Source organism: Roseateles sp. GW821-FHT02E12 (assembly GCF_059421665.1).
The window spans coordinates 1482233-1496916 of sequence record NZ_JBWKVK010000002.1 but is presented as its reverse complement, the minus strand read 5'-3'; the positions used below and the strand labels follow the sequence as shown (position 1 = coordinate 1496916).

The window sequence follows — 14684 nt, the reverse complement described above, 5'->3', positions numbered from 1 at the left end:
ATGACCGTTTCGGCGAGCACAACGATTTCAAAGGCCCTTAACCAAATCGCAAGGCGTGGATGGTTCAGTTCCTGGCCATCCGAGGCCGATGGCGAGTCACTGCTCTTTGCAGCTTTTCACGTGCATCCTGATGACGCTGACTCGGTTTTCGAGCGCCTCTCTTATGCGACTCAAACCTACGACGGCAAAACACGCTGGGTGGTGCTGCGTGCCAAACAGAATCGCTTTGTCCTGTTTCCAGAGGAACTGGAACAGTTCAATGATGTTGGCAACGTCGGGCGAGCGGCAGTTTCCCTTCGCAAGGCTATGCCCGAGCTTGAGTACCAAGCTGCGACCGACATTCGTGAGCTTTCAGCGCATCTGCTCGCGGTTTTCGCCGGGCCATCGGGCGACGCAGACTAGCTACCCCTTCAACCGATTCCCCGCCCACCGCTCCTGCGCATTGAACAAATGCACCCGCATCGCCGCCTGCGCGGCCAGCGGGTCATGGGCTTTCAGCGCGTGCAGGATGCGCTCGTGCTCACGCAGCGCGTCCTCCCAGTTCTGGTGGGTGTCGGCCAGCGCGCTGAGCTGCAGTGACATCGGGCTGTAGCGGCCGTTGAAGAGCTCGCCGACCATCCGCTCCAGCACCGAGTTGCCGGCCAAGGCCGCAACGGCCAGATGAAAGCGCCGGTCCGCATCCAGCGCCGGCCGGCCAGCGGCCATGGTCTCGCGCATGGCGTCCAGCGCCTCGCGCACCGCGGTCAGGCCCTCGGGGGTCGCCCGGGCGCAGGCCTGGGGCATCAGCCCGCCTTCCAGCACCACGCGAGCCTGCATCAGCTCCAGCGGGCTCTCGCCCAGGCCCGCGGTCGCTGCTGCGTCACCAGTGCCGCGCACATAGACGCCCGCGCCCATGCGCACCTCCACGCAGCCGCCGATTTCCAACGCGATCAAGGCCTCGCGCACCGATGGCCGCGACACGCCGAGCTGCTGGGCCAGCTCCCGCTCCGGTGGCAGCCGGCTGCCAATGCCGAAGCGGCCGAGGCGGATCAGTTCGCGCAATTGATCGGCGATCTGGTGATACAGACGGCGGCTGTCGGCCGGCTTGAGCTGTTCGAGCATGACGCGATTTTGCCGGAATTGGCCTGACCAATCCCTAGAAATCAGCCTGATCGGGTTAGTACGGTAAGGCCAATTCAGACTCCAACCCTAGACTGGTTGGGTGACAACGCTGACATCACCCCCGCCCGCCACCCTCGCTGGCAAGACCGTCCTCATCACCGCCGCTGCCCAAGGTATTGGTCGGGCCAGTGCCCTGGCCTGCCTGGCAGCGGGTGCCGCCGTCATCGCCACCGACATCCAGACCGAAGGCCTGGAGACGCTGGCGGCCGAGGCCGGCTCCGGCGCCCGCCTGCGCACCGAGCGGCTGGACGTTTGCGACACGGCCGCCGTCAACGCGCTGGCTGCCGAGCTGCCGCCGCTGCACGGTCTCTTCAACTGCGCCGGCTTCGTGCACCACGGCAGCGTGCTGGAGTGCGACGAGGCGGCGTGGGACTTCAGCATGGACCTCAACGTGAAGAGCATGCTGCGCACGTTGCGCGCCTTCCTGCCCGGCATGCTGGCTGAAAGCCAGCGCACCGGCGCGGGCGCCTCAGTGTTGAACATGGCGTCGATGGCGTCGTCCATCAAAGGCTTCCCAAACCGTTTTGCCTACTGCACCACCAAGGCGGCCGTCATCGGCCTGAGCAAGTCGGTCGCGGCCGATTTCGTCAAACAGGGGCTGCGCTGCAATGCGCTGTGCCCCGGCACGGTGGACACGCCCTCGTTGCGCGGCCGCATTGCTTCGGCGGCCGACCCGGTGCAGGCGGAGAAGGACTTCATCGCCCGGCAGCCGATGGGGCGCCTCGCGACGGTGGACGACATTGCGCCGCTGGTCGTCTTCCTGCTCAGCGATGCGTCGCGCTTCATCACCGGCCAGGCCGTGTCCGTCGACGGTGGCGTCACCATCTGACTGTGCGAGTTGATGCCCATCAACACTTCTGGCGCCTGGCCAGAGGCGACTACGACTGGCTGGACGTCAGCGACCCGGCGCTGGCGCCGCTGGCACGCGACTTTGAGCCCGCCGACGTGGCGCCTTTGCGTGAAGCACATGAGGTGACCCAGACCATCCTCGTGCAGGCCGCTGCCACCGAGGCCGAGACCGATCACCTGCTGGCGCTGGCGAGCGAGCACGACGAGATCGCCGGCGTCGTCGGCTGGATTGACCTCGCCGACGCCAGCCGCCTGCCCACGCTGCAGCGCTGGGCCCAGCACCCGAAGTTCAAGGGCGTGCGGCCCATGCTGCAAGACCTGCCCGACGCGGATTGGCTGGACAGCGATCCCCACCTTGACATGGTGGAGGCCCTGATCGACCTCAGCCTGCGCTTCGACGCGCTCGTCAAGACCGAGCACCTGCCCGCCCTCGCCCGCTTTGCCGCGCGTTGGCCGGCTCTGCCCATCGTCATCGACCACGCCGCCAAGCCCGCCCTCGCCCAAGGCTGGCGCGCACCCTGGGCCAAGGCCTGGCGCACGGGCCTGGCCGAGCTGGCTCGCCACCCCAACGTCTGCTGCAAGTTCTCCGGCCTGCTGACCGAGATGACCGACCACGCCGAGCCGGCGGAGCTGCTGGCGCCCGTCTGGCAGACGCTCGTGAACCTCTTCGGCGCCGACCGCCTGATGTGGGGCAGCGACTGGCCGGTGCTCAACCTCGCGGCGGATTACGACACGTGGGTGGAGCTGGCCGGCGACTGCATCGCCGCGCTGCCCGCCGCCGGCCAGACTGCCGTGTGGACCGGCACGGCGGAGCGCTTCTATGGGCTGCAAGCATGAGCTTGCTTGAAGCCCGGGCCTTGAGTAAAGCCTTCGGCGGCGTGACGGTGCTGCAGGACATCTCCTTCGACGTGAAGCCCGGCGAAGTGCATGCGCTGATGGGCGAGAACGGCGCCGGCAAGTCCACGCTGATGAAGATCCTGGCCGGCGTGCACAGCGCCGATGCCGGCGAGGTGCTGCTCGATGGCCGGTCGGTGCGCCCCAACAGCCCGCGCGAAGCGCAGGACCTTGGCATCGCGCTCATCCATCAGGAACTGCAGCTGATGCCCGACCTCAGCGCGGCGGCCAACGTCTTCATCGGCCGCGAACCGCGCCGCGCCGGCTGGCTGCTGGACCACGGCCGCCAGCTCGCCGACACGCAGCGCCTCTTCGAGCGGCTGGGCCTCAAGCTCGACCCGCGCCGCGCGGTGGGCGGCCTGAGCGTCGCCCAGCAGCAGATGGTCGAGATCGCCAAGGCGCTGTCGCTGAACGCCCGCGTCCTCATCATGGACGAGCCCACCGCCGCGCTGAACCCGGCCGAGGTGGAAGAGCTGTTCCGCGTCGTGCGCCAGCTTCGTGCCGACGGCGTGGGCATCGTCTACATCTCGCACAAGATGGACGAGCTGCAGCGCATTGCCGACCGCGTCACCGTGCTGCGGGATGGCCAGCACATCGCGACGCTGGCCATGGCAGGCGCGGACATGGACGAGCTGATCCACCTGATGGTGGGCCGCGAGCTGCAGCAGACGGCGCACGCCGCGCCCGACCTGAGTGCCGCGCCCGTCGTGCTGGAAGCGAAACATCTCAGCCGTGGCCGCGCCGTGCGGGACGCCTCCTTCGCGCTGCGCCGTGGCGAGATCCTGGGCCTGGCCGGCCTGATGGGCGCAGGCCGCACCGAGCTGGCCCGCCTCGTCTTCGGCGCCGACCGACGCGATGGCGGCGAGCTGCTCGTGCACGGCAAACCCGCCGACATCCGCAGCCCGGCTGACGCCGTGGCACGCGGCATCGCCTACCTGTCCGAGGACCGCAAGGGCTTGGGCCTGGCGACCAGCCTGGACGTGGAAGCCAACCTGCTGCTGCCCAGCCTGGCCCGCTTCACGGGGAAGCTGGGCCAGATCGACCGCCGCGCCGGCCAGGCCGCTGCGCAGGACTTCGTGCAGCGCCTGGGCATCAAGACACCGTCGCTCGGCCAGACCGTGGCGCGGCTGTCCGGCGGCAACCAGCAGAAGATCGCGCTCGCCAAATGGCTGCTGCGCGACTGCGACATCCTCATCGTCGACGAGCCCACACGCGGCATCGACGTGGGCGCCAAGGCCGAGATCCACCGCCTGCTGCGCGAGCTGGCTGCGGCCGGCAAGGCGCTCATCGTCATCTCCTCCGAGCTGCCCGAGCTGCTGGGCCTGGCCCACCACATCCTCGTCATGTGCGAAGGCCGCATCAGCGGAGAACTGCCCGCCGCCAACGCCACCCAGGAAACGCTGATGGCGCTGGCCACACGCCGCGAGACCGAACCCGCATGACCCGCCTGCCCTTCTCTCCCGCCGCATTGCAACGCCTGCTCGCCTTCGCCGGCCTCGTCGTGCTGATGGGGGTGTTCAGCGCCACCTCGCCCAACTTCCTGCAGACCGACAACCTCATCAGCATCCTGCAGGCCACGGCCGTCAACGGCGTGCTGGCCATCGCCTGCACGCTGGTCATCGTCAGCGGCGGCATCGACCTGTCGGTGGGTTGCCTGATGACCTTCTGCGCCGTCGTCACCGGCGTGGTGCTGACGAACTGGGGCCTGCCGCTGCCGCTGGGCATCCTCGCGGCAATCGCCTGCGGCGCGGCATGCGGCGGGCTGTCGGGCTGGCTGGTCGCGCAACTGCGCGTGCCGCCCTTCATCGCCACGCTGGGCATGATGATGTTGCTCAAAGGCCTGGCCCTCGTCATCTCGGGCAGCAAGCCCATCTACTTCCTCGACACGCCGGGCTTCGACGCCATCGCGCAGGATTCGTGGCTGGGCAACGTGCTGCCCGCACTGCCCGTGCCGAACTCCGTGCTCATCCTCTTCGCCGTCGCTCTCGGCGCCAGCTGGCTGCTGAGCCAGACGCTGTTCGGCCGCTACGCCTTTGCGCTGGGCAGCAACGAGGAAGCCGCTCGGCTGTCGGGCCTGCAGGTGAAGCGCTGGAAGGTAGCCGTCTACGCGGTGGGCGGCGCCATCTGCGGCATCGCCGGCCTGCTGATCGCCTCGCGGCTGAACTCGGCCCAGCCGGCACTCGGCCAAGGCTATGAGCTGGACGCCATCGCCGCCGTCGTCATCGGCGGCACGTCGCTGGCCGGCGGCCGTGGCTCGGTGCTCGGCACGCTGATCGGCGCTTTCATCATGAGTGTGCTGGCCAACGGCCTGCGCATCCTCAACGTGCCCCAGGAATGGCAGACGGCAGTGACCGGCGTCATCATCGTGCTGGCCGTTTATATCGACATCTTGCGTCGAGGGAAGGATTGAGCAGATGAGAAAACTCCTGCTGCTTGCCCTGCTGCCGAACCTGGCCGCGGCCGCCTGCCCAGACGACGTCGGGTTCAAGCGACTGACTTCATTCGAGCGCCTTTATCTCGGAGAGACGCACGGCACCGAGGAAGTACCGCAGCTCGTGCAATGCCTCGTGCAGAGCGCTATCGCAGCCAAGCCGGCCAGCCTGGCCGTGTCGCTGGAGATGCCCGAGGACGCGCGCCAGCCCGACAGCTGGCAATGGAAGAGCCAGGACGGCCGCGCCTCGCAGGCCATGTGGCGGCTGCACCAGTGGCTGCAAGCCCTGGAGGCCACCGGGGTGCTGAAGCTGCACCACCATCAACCCACCGGCAGCTACCCCGATCAGGCCGACTACGAAAAAACCGCCGGCCTCGCGCTCAATGCGCTGATGCGTCAGAACGCCCGCGTCATCGTCCTCAGCGGCAACTTCCACAGCCGGCGCGAACCCATCGAATGGATGCCCAAGGTGCGGCCCATGGGCACCTACGTTGGCGAAGGCACCGTTCACGTCGACCTGCAGGCCCTCGGAGGCGGTACGGCCTGGAACTGCACCAGCCGCTCCACCGGCAACGCGCCCCCGCCGCCGCCCACCTGCGAGGCCAACACGCAGCCTGCCCTCCCCCGGGGTGATGCACGGGTTGGCGACCTCATCAACGGCCGCGAGTTCGGCCACGACTACGTCTACCTGATGAAGTCCTTCACCGCCTCGCCGCCAGTGAAGCCGCCCCAATAAAACCGACCAGAGACAACCCCATGCGCCGCCGCCTCCTGCTGACCGCCACCCTGCTCGCCGCCGCCACCGCGCAGGCGCAGCAACCCACGGTCTACATCCCGCTCATCTCCAAGGGCTTCCAGCACCAGTTCTGGCAGGCCGTGAAGGCCGGCGCCGAGCAGGCGGCCAAGGACTACAACGTCCGCGTCACGTTCGAAGGTCCCGAGAGCGAGGCCATGGTGGACAAGCAGATCGACATGCTCGCTGCCGCGCTCGCCAAGAAGCCGCAGGCCATCGGCATCGCGGCCCTGGACAGCAAGGCCGCCATCCCGCTGCTGCGCAAAGCCCAGGCCGCCAAGATTCCCGTCATCGCCTTCGACTCCGGCGTGGACAGCGACATTCCGCTGACCACCGCCAGCACCGACAACCGCGCCGCCGCCGCACTGGCCGCCGACAAGCTCGCCGCATTGATTGGCGACGAAGGCGAAGTGGCCGTCGTGGGCCATGACCAGACCAGCCGCACCGGCATCGAGCGCGTCGAAGGCTTCGTGAACCGGCTGAAGGCCGCTCATCCCAAGGTACGCGTCGTGACCGTGCAGTACGGCGGCGGCGACCACCTCAAGTCCACCGAAGTGGCCAAGTCCATCCTGCAAGGCAACCCCAAGCTGAAGGCGCTGTTCGGCACCAACGAGGGCTCGGCCATCGGCGTCGTCAACGCCGTGCGCGAGATGAAGCGCCCGCTTGTCGTCGTCGGCTTCGACGCCGGCAAGCAGCAGAAGGACGCCATCGCCAGCGGCGCCATGGCCGGCGCCATCACGCAGAACCCCGTGGGCATCGGCTACCGCACCGTCGAGGCCGCCGTGAAGGCGCTCAAGGGCGAGACCCTGCCCAAGACCCTCGATACCGGCTACTACTGGTACGACAAGACCAACCTGCGCGATCCCAAGATAGCCGCAGTCCTCTACGACTAAGGAAGCATCCTCATGAAACTCCTCCGCTACGGCCCCCCGGGCCAGGAACGCCCCGGCCTGCTCGACGCGCAAGGCCGCGTGCGCGACCTCTCCGCCCTCGTTGACGACATCGCCGGCGACGTGATCACGCCCGCCGGCCTCGAGCGCCTGCGCAGCATCAACGTCGACACGCTGCCCCTCGTCGAAGGCACGCCCCAACAGGACTTGCGCGTCGGCCCCTGCGTCGGCCGCGTCGGCAAGTTCATCTGCATCGGCCTGAACTACGCCGACCACGCCGCCGAGTCCGGCCTGCCGGTGCCGACCGAGCCGGTCGTATTTGCCAAATGGACCAGCGCGATCACCGGACCGGACGACGACGTGCAGATCCCGCGCGGCTCGGTCAAGACCGACTGGGAGGTGGAGCTGGGCGTCGTCATCGGCGAGGGTGGGCGCTACATCGAGGAAGCTGACGCGATGAAGCACGTGGCCGGCTACTGCGTCGTCAACGATGTGTCCGAGCGCGAGTGGCAACTGGAACGCGGCACGCAGTGGGACAAGGGCAAGGGCTGCGACACCTTCGGCCCCATCGGCCCCTGGTTGGTGACGGCCGACGAGGTGGCCGACCCGCAGCAGCTCGACCTCTGGCTGGAGGTCGACGGCCGGCGCTTCCAGAACGGCAACACGCGCACCATGGTGTTCAACGTGGCGCAGATCGTCAGCTACCTCAGCAAGTTCATGAGCCTGCAGCCCGGCGACGTCATCTCCACCGGCACGCCGCCCGGCGTGGGCCTGGGCCAGAAGCCGCCGCTGTACCTGAAGGCTGGCCAGACCATGCGCCTGGGCATCCAGGGGCTCGGCGTTCAAACCCAGCGCACCGTCGCCGCCTGATCAAGCCATGACCCGCATCACCAGCCTGCGCACGGTGGACGTGCGCTTCCCCACGTCTCAGCACCTCGACGGCTCGGACGCGATGAACCCCGACCCCGACTACTCGGCTGCCTACGTCATCCTGGAGACCGATCAGGCCGGGCTGGAGGGCCACGGCCTGACCTTCACTATCGGCCGCGGCAACGACATCTGCTGCGCCGCCATCGAGGCGATGCGCCATCTGGTCGTCGGCCTGGAGCTGGACTGGATCGCCGCCGACATGGGCCGCTTCTGGCGCCACGTCACGTCGGACAGCCAGCTGCGCTGGATAGGCCCGGACAAGGGCGCCATCCACCTCGCCACCGGCGCCGTCGTCAATGCCGTGTGGGACCTGTGGGCCAAGGCCAAGGGCAAGCCGGTGTGGAAGCTCGTGGCCGACATGAGCCCGGCGGAACTCGTGCGCTGCATCGACTTCCGCTACATCACCGACTGCATCACACCCGACGAGGCGCTGGCGCTGCTGACCCGCGCCGCCGAGGGCAAGGCCGAGCGGCTGGCCACGCTTGAGCGCGAGGGCTACCCCTGCTACACCACCTCGGCCGGCTGGCTGGGCTACCCCGACGACAAGCTGCGCCGCCTGTGCCAGCAGGCTGTGGACGCCGGCTTCAACCACGTGAAGCTCAAAGTGGGCCGCGACCGCGAGGACGACATCCGCCGCCTGCGCATCGCCCGCGAGGTGCTGGGGCCAGACCGCAAGCTGATGATCGACGCCAACCAGGTCTGGGACGTGCCCATCGCCATCAACTGGCTGAAGGACCTGGCCTTCGCCAAGCCCTGGTTCATCGAGGAGCCGACCAGCCCCGACGATGTCGAAGGCCACCGCGCCATTCGCGAAGCCATCGCGCCCATGCAGGTCGCCACCGGCGAGATGTGCCAGAACCGCATCCTCTTCAAGCAGTTCATGATGCGCGGCGCCATCGACGTGGTGCAGATCGACAGCTGCCGGCTGGGCGGCGTCAACGAGATCCTGGCCGTCATGCTGATGGCCGCCAAGCTGGGCCTGCCCGTGTGCCCCCATGCCGGCGGCGTGGGCCTGTGCGAGTATGTGCAGCACCTGTCCATGATCGACTACCTCTGCATCGCCGGCACCCGCGACGGCCGCGTCATCGAGTACGTGGACCATCTGCACGAGCACTTCGTCGACCCTTGCGTCGTCCGTGGCGCGGCCTACCTGCCGCCGACGGCGCCGGGTTTCTCGATCACGATGAAGCCAGCGTCGCTGGAGCAGTACCGGTTCAGGGGCTGAAGCCATGGATCTCGGGCTGCAAGGCAAGGTTGTCATCGTCACCGGGGGTGGTGCCGGCATCGGCGCGGCCATCTGCGCGGCGCTGGCACGTGAAGGCGCCCTGCCCATCAGCCTGGGCCGCGGCGCGACCGCCGAGCACGCCGCCCGCCACTTCGAACTGGAGCTGGAAGACGAAACCGCCTGCCGCGCCGCGGTGGACGCGACGCTGGCCCAGTTCGGCACGCTGCACGGCCTGGTCAACAACGCCGGCGTCAACGACAGCATCGGCCTGGACGCCGGCCCTGCAGCCTTTCGCGCCTCGCTGGAGCGCAACCTCGTGCACGCCTACCTGCTGGCCCACCTATGCGTGCCGGCCCTGCGCGCCACGCGCGGCAGCATCGTCAACCTGTCGTCCAAGACGGCCCTCACCGGCCAGGGTGCCACCAGCGGCTACGCTGCCTCGAAAGGCGCGCTGCTGGCCCTGACCCGCGAATGGGCGGTGGCCCTTCACAACGACGGCATCCGCGTCAACGCCGTCGTGCCGGCCGAAGTCATGACGCCGCTGTACCGCCAGTGGCTGGACGGCTTCCCCGACCCCACGGCCCGACTCGCCGACATCGCCCGCCGCATCCCGCTGGGGCAACGGTTGACGACGGCTGAGGAGGTGGCGGACACGGTGGCTTTCCTGCTGTCCGAGCGCGCCGGCCACACGACGGGGCAATGGGTGTTTGTCGATGGCGGCTACACCCACCTGGACCGCGCGTTGGGCTGAGGCCAGCCGCAGCCATCCTGCTGACAAACCGTTGTCGCCTGGGCTCGCATCATTGCGACTCTTGGTTCACAGAGGAGCATGGGCATGGCAGCAGCAACAGCTTTGGCACAGTCCAGCCTGTGGGCAGAGCCGGCACGTCCCGCCGCGGCCGCAGCGCGCGGCAACTGGATTGCCGTGGCCTGCGCCACTCATGCCCGCCGAGGTTGCGCCGAACGCGACGCTGGCTATATGCAGGTGTGTCACGGAAAGGTTGCGCCGCTGCGGCGCGTGAAGCCCGGCGATCGGGTGGCGTACTACGCGCCCACCATCACCATGGGTGGCAGCGACAAGCTGCAGGCCTTCGTGTCGCTCGGCTTGGTCAGGCCCGGTGAGCCCTATGCCTTCGACATGGGCGGCGGCTTCGTTCCCTTCCGCAAGGACGTGGACTACGTGCCCGCCAACGAAGCGCCCATCGCGCCGCTGCTCGACCGTTTTGAGTTCGTGCAGGACCGCGCGCGCTGGGGCTACTCGTTCCGCTTCGGGCTGTTTGCCATCAGCAACCACGACATGCGGCTGATTGCCGACGCGATGGGTGCCGACGCAGATTCACTGCATTTCTGAACTTGTCGTTTGTGCCAGGCCGTGCCCCGGCGGGGTGGTTATCCTGCCGCCCCATGTACGCGCCCTTCTTCGGCTTGAAACAAGCGCCGTTCTCGATCGCGCCGGATCCGCATTACCTGTTCATGAGCGAGCGACACCGCGAGGCGCTGGCTCACCTGCTGTATGGGCTGGACGGCGGTGGCGGCTTCGTGCTGCTCACGGGCGAGATCGGGGCCGGCAAGACCACCGTCTGCCGTTGCTTCCTGGAGCAGATCCCGGCGAACTGCAACGTCGCCTACATCTTCAACCCCAAGCTCACCGTCACCGAGCTGCTGCAGTCGATCTGCGACGAGTTCCACGTCCAGGTGCTGCCGGGCGCACAGACGGTGAAGGACTACGTCGACCCGCTGAACGCCTTTCTGCTGGCGCAGCACGCGGCAGGCCGCAACAACGTGCTGATCATCGACGAGGCGCAGAACCTCTCGGCCGACGTGCTGGAGCAACTGCGCCTGCTGACCAACCTGGAAACCAGCGAGCGCAAGCTGCTGCAGGTGGTGCTGATCGGCCAGCCCGAGCTGCGCGGCATGCTGGCCCGGCCGGAGCTGGAGCAACTGGCGCAGCGCGTGATCGCCCGCTTCCACCTGGGTGCGCTGTCCGAGGCTGAGACGGCGCAGTACATCCGCCACCGCCTGAACGTGGCCGGCCTCACCGGCGCCCTGCCCTTCGACGCCAAGGCGCTTCGCCTGATCCACCAGCTCACCCGCGGCGTGCCGCGCCGCATCAACCTGCTCTGCGACCGCGCGCTGCTGGGCGGCTATGCCAGCGGCCAGGCGCAGGTCACGCCCGCCATCGTGCGCAAGGCCGCGGCCGAAGTGTTCGACGCGCAGCTCGCCGCGCCGGCGTCCAAGCGCATGCCGTCCCCGGTCGGCCTGGGCCTGGCGGTGCTGGCCGCGGCCGTGGCCGGCGCGGGGCTGACCTGGGGGCTGCAGCAGCAGTCGCAGGCGGGGCGTGGCGACAAGGCCGGCGCAGCAGCGGTGGCCACGGCAGCAAGTGCCGCGTCTTCTCCCGCAAGCGCAGCGGCCGCGGCGCTGGCTGCGAGTGCCGCTTCGCAGCCAGCCGCGGCCGCCAGCAGCGTCGAACCCGAGCCACTGCATCTGGCCGACTGGACGCCGCAGGACGACGACGCCTGGGCGGCACTGGCCCAGCGCTGGGGCCTGCCGCTGCCGGCCAAGGTCGACCCCTGCGCCACGGCCGCTCAGCGTGGCCTGCAGTGCTACCGCAGCACCAGTGGCAGCCTGTCGCTGATCCGCCTGATCGACCGGCCGGTGCTGTTGACACTGCGCCGCCCCGGCCAGCCGCCTGCGCTGGCCGCACTGGTGGGGCTGGATGGGCAGCAGGCCACGCTGCTGGTAGAAGGCACGCCGCGCCGGGTCGCGCTGCCCGAACTGGCCAACGCCTGGCGCGGCGAGTTCACCACCTTCTGGCGCGTACCGCCGGGCTACCTCAACCGAGCCGACAACATCGCTCCGCTGCGCGCCTGGCTGGCGACGCAACTGGCCGGCATTCCGGGCATTGCCGTTCCCGCCAGCGCGGCCGGTTCCGCGCCACAAGGCTGGCCCGAGCTGACCCGCCAGTTCCAGGCCTTCCAGGCCAGCCAGGGCCTGCAACCCGATGGCCGCATCGGCCCCATCACGCTGATGCAGATCAACCGGGCTTCCGGCGTGGCCGAGCCGCGCCTGGACGTGGCGCGTTGAACCCCAGAATCGACCGACTGAACCGCCATGTCCTACATCCTTGACGCCCTGCGCCGCGCTGAAGCCGACCGCGAACGCGAGCGGGGCCAGGTGCCGGGCCTGCACACCCAAGCCGTGTCCGGCAGCGAGGGCACATCGGCCGCGAGCCAGCGCCGCTGGCTGCCCTGGGCCGGCGGCGGCCTGCTGCTGTTGGCCGGCATTGGCGCCGGCAGCTGGTGGGCGAGTGGCCCGCACGAAGCCCCTTCATCGGTTTCACTGCCGGTGCCGCAACCCGCGTCCGCCCCACTGGCCACCACGGTCGCCACAGCGCCAACGCCCTTGCCAGAGCCCACCGCATCACAGGCGACGCAACCCGCCACGCAAACGGCAGCCAGCGTACCGATGCCGCAGCCTGCAGCGTCAGGCTCGCCCTACCTGCCGCCCGCACCTGTGGTCGCCGCCCTGCCGGCACCGGTCCCCGCAACAGCGCCCGCCCCGGCTCCCGCGCCAGCGGTCGAAGCAACCATCCCCCGGCTGGCCGAGCTGCCCGAGAGCACGCGCCGCGAATTGCCCAAGCTGGTGATCAGCGGCTCGGTCTATTCGGACGACCCGGCCAGCCGCTTCGTGATGGTCAATGGCGAGGCGCTGCGCGAGGGAGCCAAGCTCAGCGCCGACCTGGTGCTGGAGCAGATCCGCCCGCGTGAACTGGTGCTGCGCTTCAAGGGCCAGCGCTTCCGGCAACCGGTCTAGGGCGAAGCCGGCCGGCAATGTCCGGATCGAGGGGGCCGCGCCGTCTGGAAGTTCAGGGCACGACTTGCTGCCCCTTCCTTGACGCAACCCACCGGAGCTTCAGATGAACCTCGAAGACAACCAACACGCCACACGCACGACACCCGATCTCCATGCGCCCGGCGTAAGCCCTCCTCGGGCGCTGGCGCGGCTTTGGCCGATGGTGATCGCGCTTTGCCTTGCCGCGCCAGGCGGCGCGTCGGCGATCGTCGTCAAATGGGCCAGCGCGGGTACGCTGACCGACGGCGGGGAGGCTGCCGGCATCGTCGGTAGCCCCGATGCGTCGACACAGGCCGGTTCAGCCTGGCGGGCATCCCAGTTCAACGCTCCGGTGCACTACAGCAGCCTGGCGCAAGCCTTGGGTCTGAGTGAGGCAGCATTGGCGAGCTACGACCTGCTTGCCTGGGAGGCCAACGCGGGTTCGCCGGCTGCCAGTGGCGGGTGGGAGAGCGCAGCCTGGGTCTTCAGCGCAAACGGCGTCAGTGTGACCGCCGAATTCAACGAGACGACGGGCACCGGCAATGCGCCAGGCACGTCGTTCCTTACCGGTTCGATCAAGGGCGCGCAGTACAACGCCTTGTTCGGGACCAGTGCGCCGCCCACCGAGATCTGGTCCTGGCTGCTGATCAAGGCTCCCGCCAGCATCGATGCGCACGCGGCCAACTTCGCTGTGGACTTCGCCGCGATCAGCGGCCGACCTGGTTGGGGTGAGGGAACCCCCGATCCCGACGCGATCGGCGTACTGAGCACCGTGCCCGAGCCGGGGGCCTGGGCATTGATGACGATCGGACTGGCTCTGTTCTGGGGACATCGGCGTCTTCGCGGTCGAGCATGAAGCGCACCGCGTAGCGAGGAGGCCCACCAGCGACAGTTGTCCAATCACTGAGGTGCGTCCCAGATCACACCGTTAATACGGAACTCGGAGAGCTTGGGACCCTTCTCAAACGCGGACCGGGTGATGCTCAACGCAGCAAGATCCGGGTTCTTCTGCTGAAACAGGGCCACGTCGCGCTCATAGAACTTGGTGGTGGCCTGAAGGCTGCGCCCCGCAAGGTGGATGTTGCCCAGGTAGGAGACTTGCCCCGAAGCCACCTTGAACTTGAAGATGGGGGCCTCCTGCATCCCGAAGTACGGGTTGGTCGAGGTGGGCATGAAGTAGTAGTCGCCGGCCGGCAGGGTCAGCGTGCGTGCATGGCCGTGGAGGCCGCCACCAAAATGCGAGGTATTGAACGGGTAGTCGATCTGGACGACGACCTTGTCGTACCGCTTCAGCGTGCTGCCCTCGACCAAGGTGAGGTGGGTACTGAACGACGCGCTCGTCTGGTCTGCGCTCGTCGAGAACAGCACCATGCCCTTGCCCGAAGGAATCACCTTCAGGTTTTCAGAAATGCCCTGGCCAACGGTCGAGCAGCCTGGCAGCGCTGCGGCCAACGCAATGGTCAAGATGGAACTGCGATTGAGGGTCATGCAGGTTGAATGGTTGGTGGTTGCGCCAGGATCAGGTTAAAGCCGTTTCAGGCTGGAAAGGCGGCTGCCGGCCTGCGGCCAGCACGTTAGCGGCCACGGCAGCTCGCGCGGCTTCATGCGCGAGATTCCCACCGTGCTGGCTCGCCACGCTGGCGGTGCGCGGCGGGGTGTCGCGGCGCCGCAGCCGTTGGT

Annotated in this window: 16 protein-coding genes; 14 read left to right on the top strand and 2 right to left on the bottom strand. The window is 68.4% G+C overall.

Translation table 11 applies throughout. The features are described from left to right. Entirely contained in the window at window positions 1-402 is a 402-nt protein-coding gene (locus AC07V5_RS17635) for a hypothetical protein (RefSeq protein ID WP_495116977.1), read from the top strand. Here AC07V5_RS17635 and AC07V5_RS17630 read toward each other — a convergent pair whose 3' ends face one another. Further along, on the bottom strand, window positions 403-1101 hold the full coding sequence (locus AC07V5_RS17630) for a FadR/GntR family transcriptional regulator (protein ID WP_495116976.1): 699 nt from the start codon (window positions 1099-1101) through the stop codon (window positions 403-405). It lies immediately after the preceding gene. Window positions 1102-1201: 100 nt separating this feature from the next. Between AC07V5_RS17630 and AC07V5_RS17625 the strand changes: the two genes are divergently transcribed. The 13 genes from AC07V5_RS17625 to AC07V5_RS17565 all read left to right on the top strand — a co-directional run bounded on the left by AC07V5_RS17625 (window position 1202) and on the right by AC07V5_RS17565 (window position 13860). Then, the gene (locus AC07V5_RS17625) at window positions 1202-1990 is read left to right on the top strand and encodes an SDR family oxidoreductase (protein WP_495116975.1); all 789 of its coding nucleotides are present in this window, start codon (window positions 1202-1204) and stop codon (window positions 1988-1990) included. A 2-nt stretch (window positions 1991-1992) separates the two neighbouring features. Next, window positions 1993-2847 carry an amidohydrolase family protein gene (locus tag AC07V5_RS17620; protein ID WP_495116974.1) on the top strand — a complete coding sequence of 285 codons (855 nt, stop codon included), beginning with the start codon at window positions 1993-1995 and terminating at the stop codon, window positions 2845-2847. Beyond that, window positions 2844-4346, top strand: a complete 1503-nt coding sequence (locus AC07V5_RS17615) for a sugar ABC transporter ATP-binding protein (RefSeq protein WP_495116973.1) — start codon at window positions 2844-2846, stop codon at window positions 4344-4346. The genes AC07V5_RS17620 and AC07V5_RS17615 overlap by 4 nt, the downstream gene beginning before the upstream one ends. After that, window positions 4343-5314 (top strand): ABC transporter permease, encoded by a 972-nt coding sequence (locus AC07V5_RS17610; RefSeq protein ID WP_495116972.1) that lies wholly within the window; start codon window positions 4343-4345, stop codon window positions 5312-5314. The genes AC07V5_RS17615 and AC07V5_RS17610 overlap by 4 nt, the downstream gene beginning before the upstream one ends. 4 nt (window positions 5315-5318) lie before the next feature. Next, window positions 5319-6071, top strand: a complete 753-nt coding sequence (locus AC07V5_RS17605) for a hypothetical protein (RefSeq protein ID WP_495116971.1) — start codon at window positions 5319-5321, stop codon at window positions 6069-6071. Window positions 6072-6091: 20 nt separating this feature from the next. Beyond that, window positions 6092-7021 carry an ABC transporter substrate-binding protein gene (locus AC07V5_RS17600; protein WP_495116970.1) on the top strand — a complete coding sequence of 310 codons (930 nt, stop codon included), beginning with the start codon at window positions 6092-6094 and terminating at the stop codon, window positions 7019-7021. A gap of 12 nt (window positions 7022-7033) precedes the next feature. Continuing rightward, a complete protein-coding gene (locus AC07V5_RS17595; protein WP_495116969.1) occupies window positions 7034-7888 on the top strand; it encodes an ureidoglycolate lyase in 855 nt (284 codons plus the stop codon). A gap of 7 nt (window positions 7889-7895) precedes the next feature. After that, a complete protein-coding gene (locus AC07V5_RS17590; protein WP_495116968.1) occupies window positions 7896-9173 on the top strand; it encodes an L-fuconate dehydratase in 1278 nt (425 codons plus the stop codon). A 4-nt stretch (window positions 9174-9177) separates the two neighbouring features. Beyond that, entirely contained in the window at window positions 9178-9924 is a 747-nt protein-coding gene (locus AC07V5_RS17585; protein WP_495116967.1) for an L-fucose dehydrogenase, read from the top strand. A gap of 78 nt (window positions 9925-10002) precedes the next feature. Beyond that, entirely contained in the window at window positions 10003-10524 is a 522-nt protein-coding gene (locus AC07V5_RS17580; protein ID WP_495116966.1) for an EVE domain-containing protein, read from the top strand. 53 nt (window positions 10525-10577) lie between these two features. Then, window positions 10578-12257 carry an ExeA family protein gene (locus tag AC07V5_RS17575; protein ID WP_495116965.1) on the top strand — a complete coding sequence of 560 codons (1680 nt, stop codon included), beginning with the start codon at window positions 10578-10580 and terminating at the stop codon, window positions 12255-12257. A gap of 27 nt (window positions 12258-12284) precedes the next feature. After that, on the top strand, window positions 12285-12986 hold the full coding sequence (locus AC07V5_RS17570) for a general secretion pathway protein GspB (RefSeq protein WP_495116964.1): 702 nt from the start codon (window positions 12285-12287) through the stop codon (window positions 12984-12986). 103 nt (window positions 12987-13089) lie between these two features. Beyond that, on the top strand, window positions 13090-13860 hold the full coding sequence (locus tag AC07V5_RS17565; RefSeq protein ID WP_495116963.1) for a PEP-CTERM sorting domain-containing protein: 771 nt from the start codon (window positions 13090-13092) through the stop codon (window positions 13858-13860). Between the two features lie 44 nt (window positions 13861-13904). Here AC07V5_RS17565 and AC07V5_RS17560 read toward each other — a convergent pair whose 3' ends face one another. Continuing rightward, window positions 13905-14492 carry a hypothetical protein gene (locus tag AC07V5_RS17560; protein ID WP_495116962.1) on the bottom strand — a complete coding sequence of 196 codons (588 nt, stop codon included), beginning with the start codon at window positions 14490-14492 and terminating at the stop codon, window positions 13905-13907. Window positions 14493-14684: the final 192 nt, after the last annotated feature.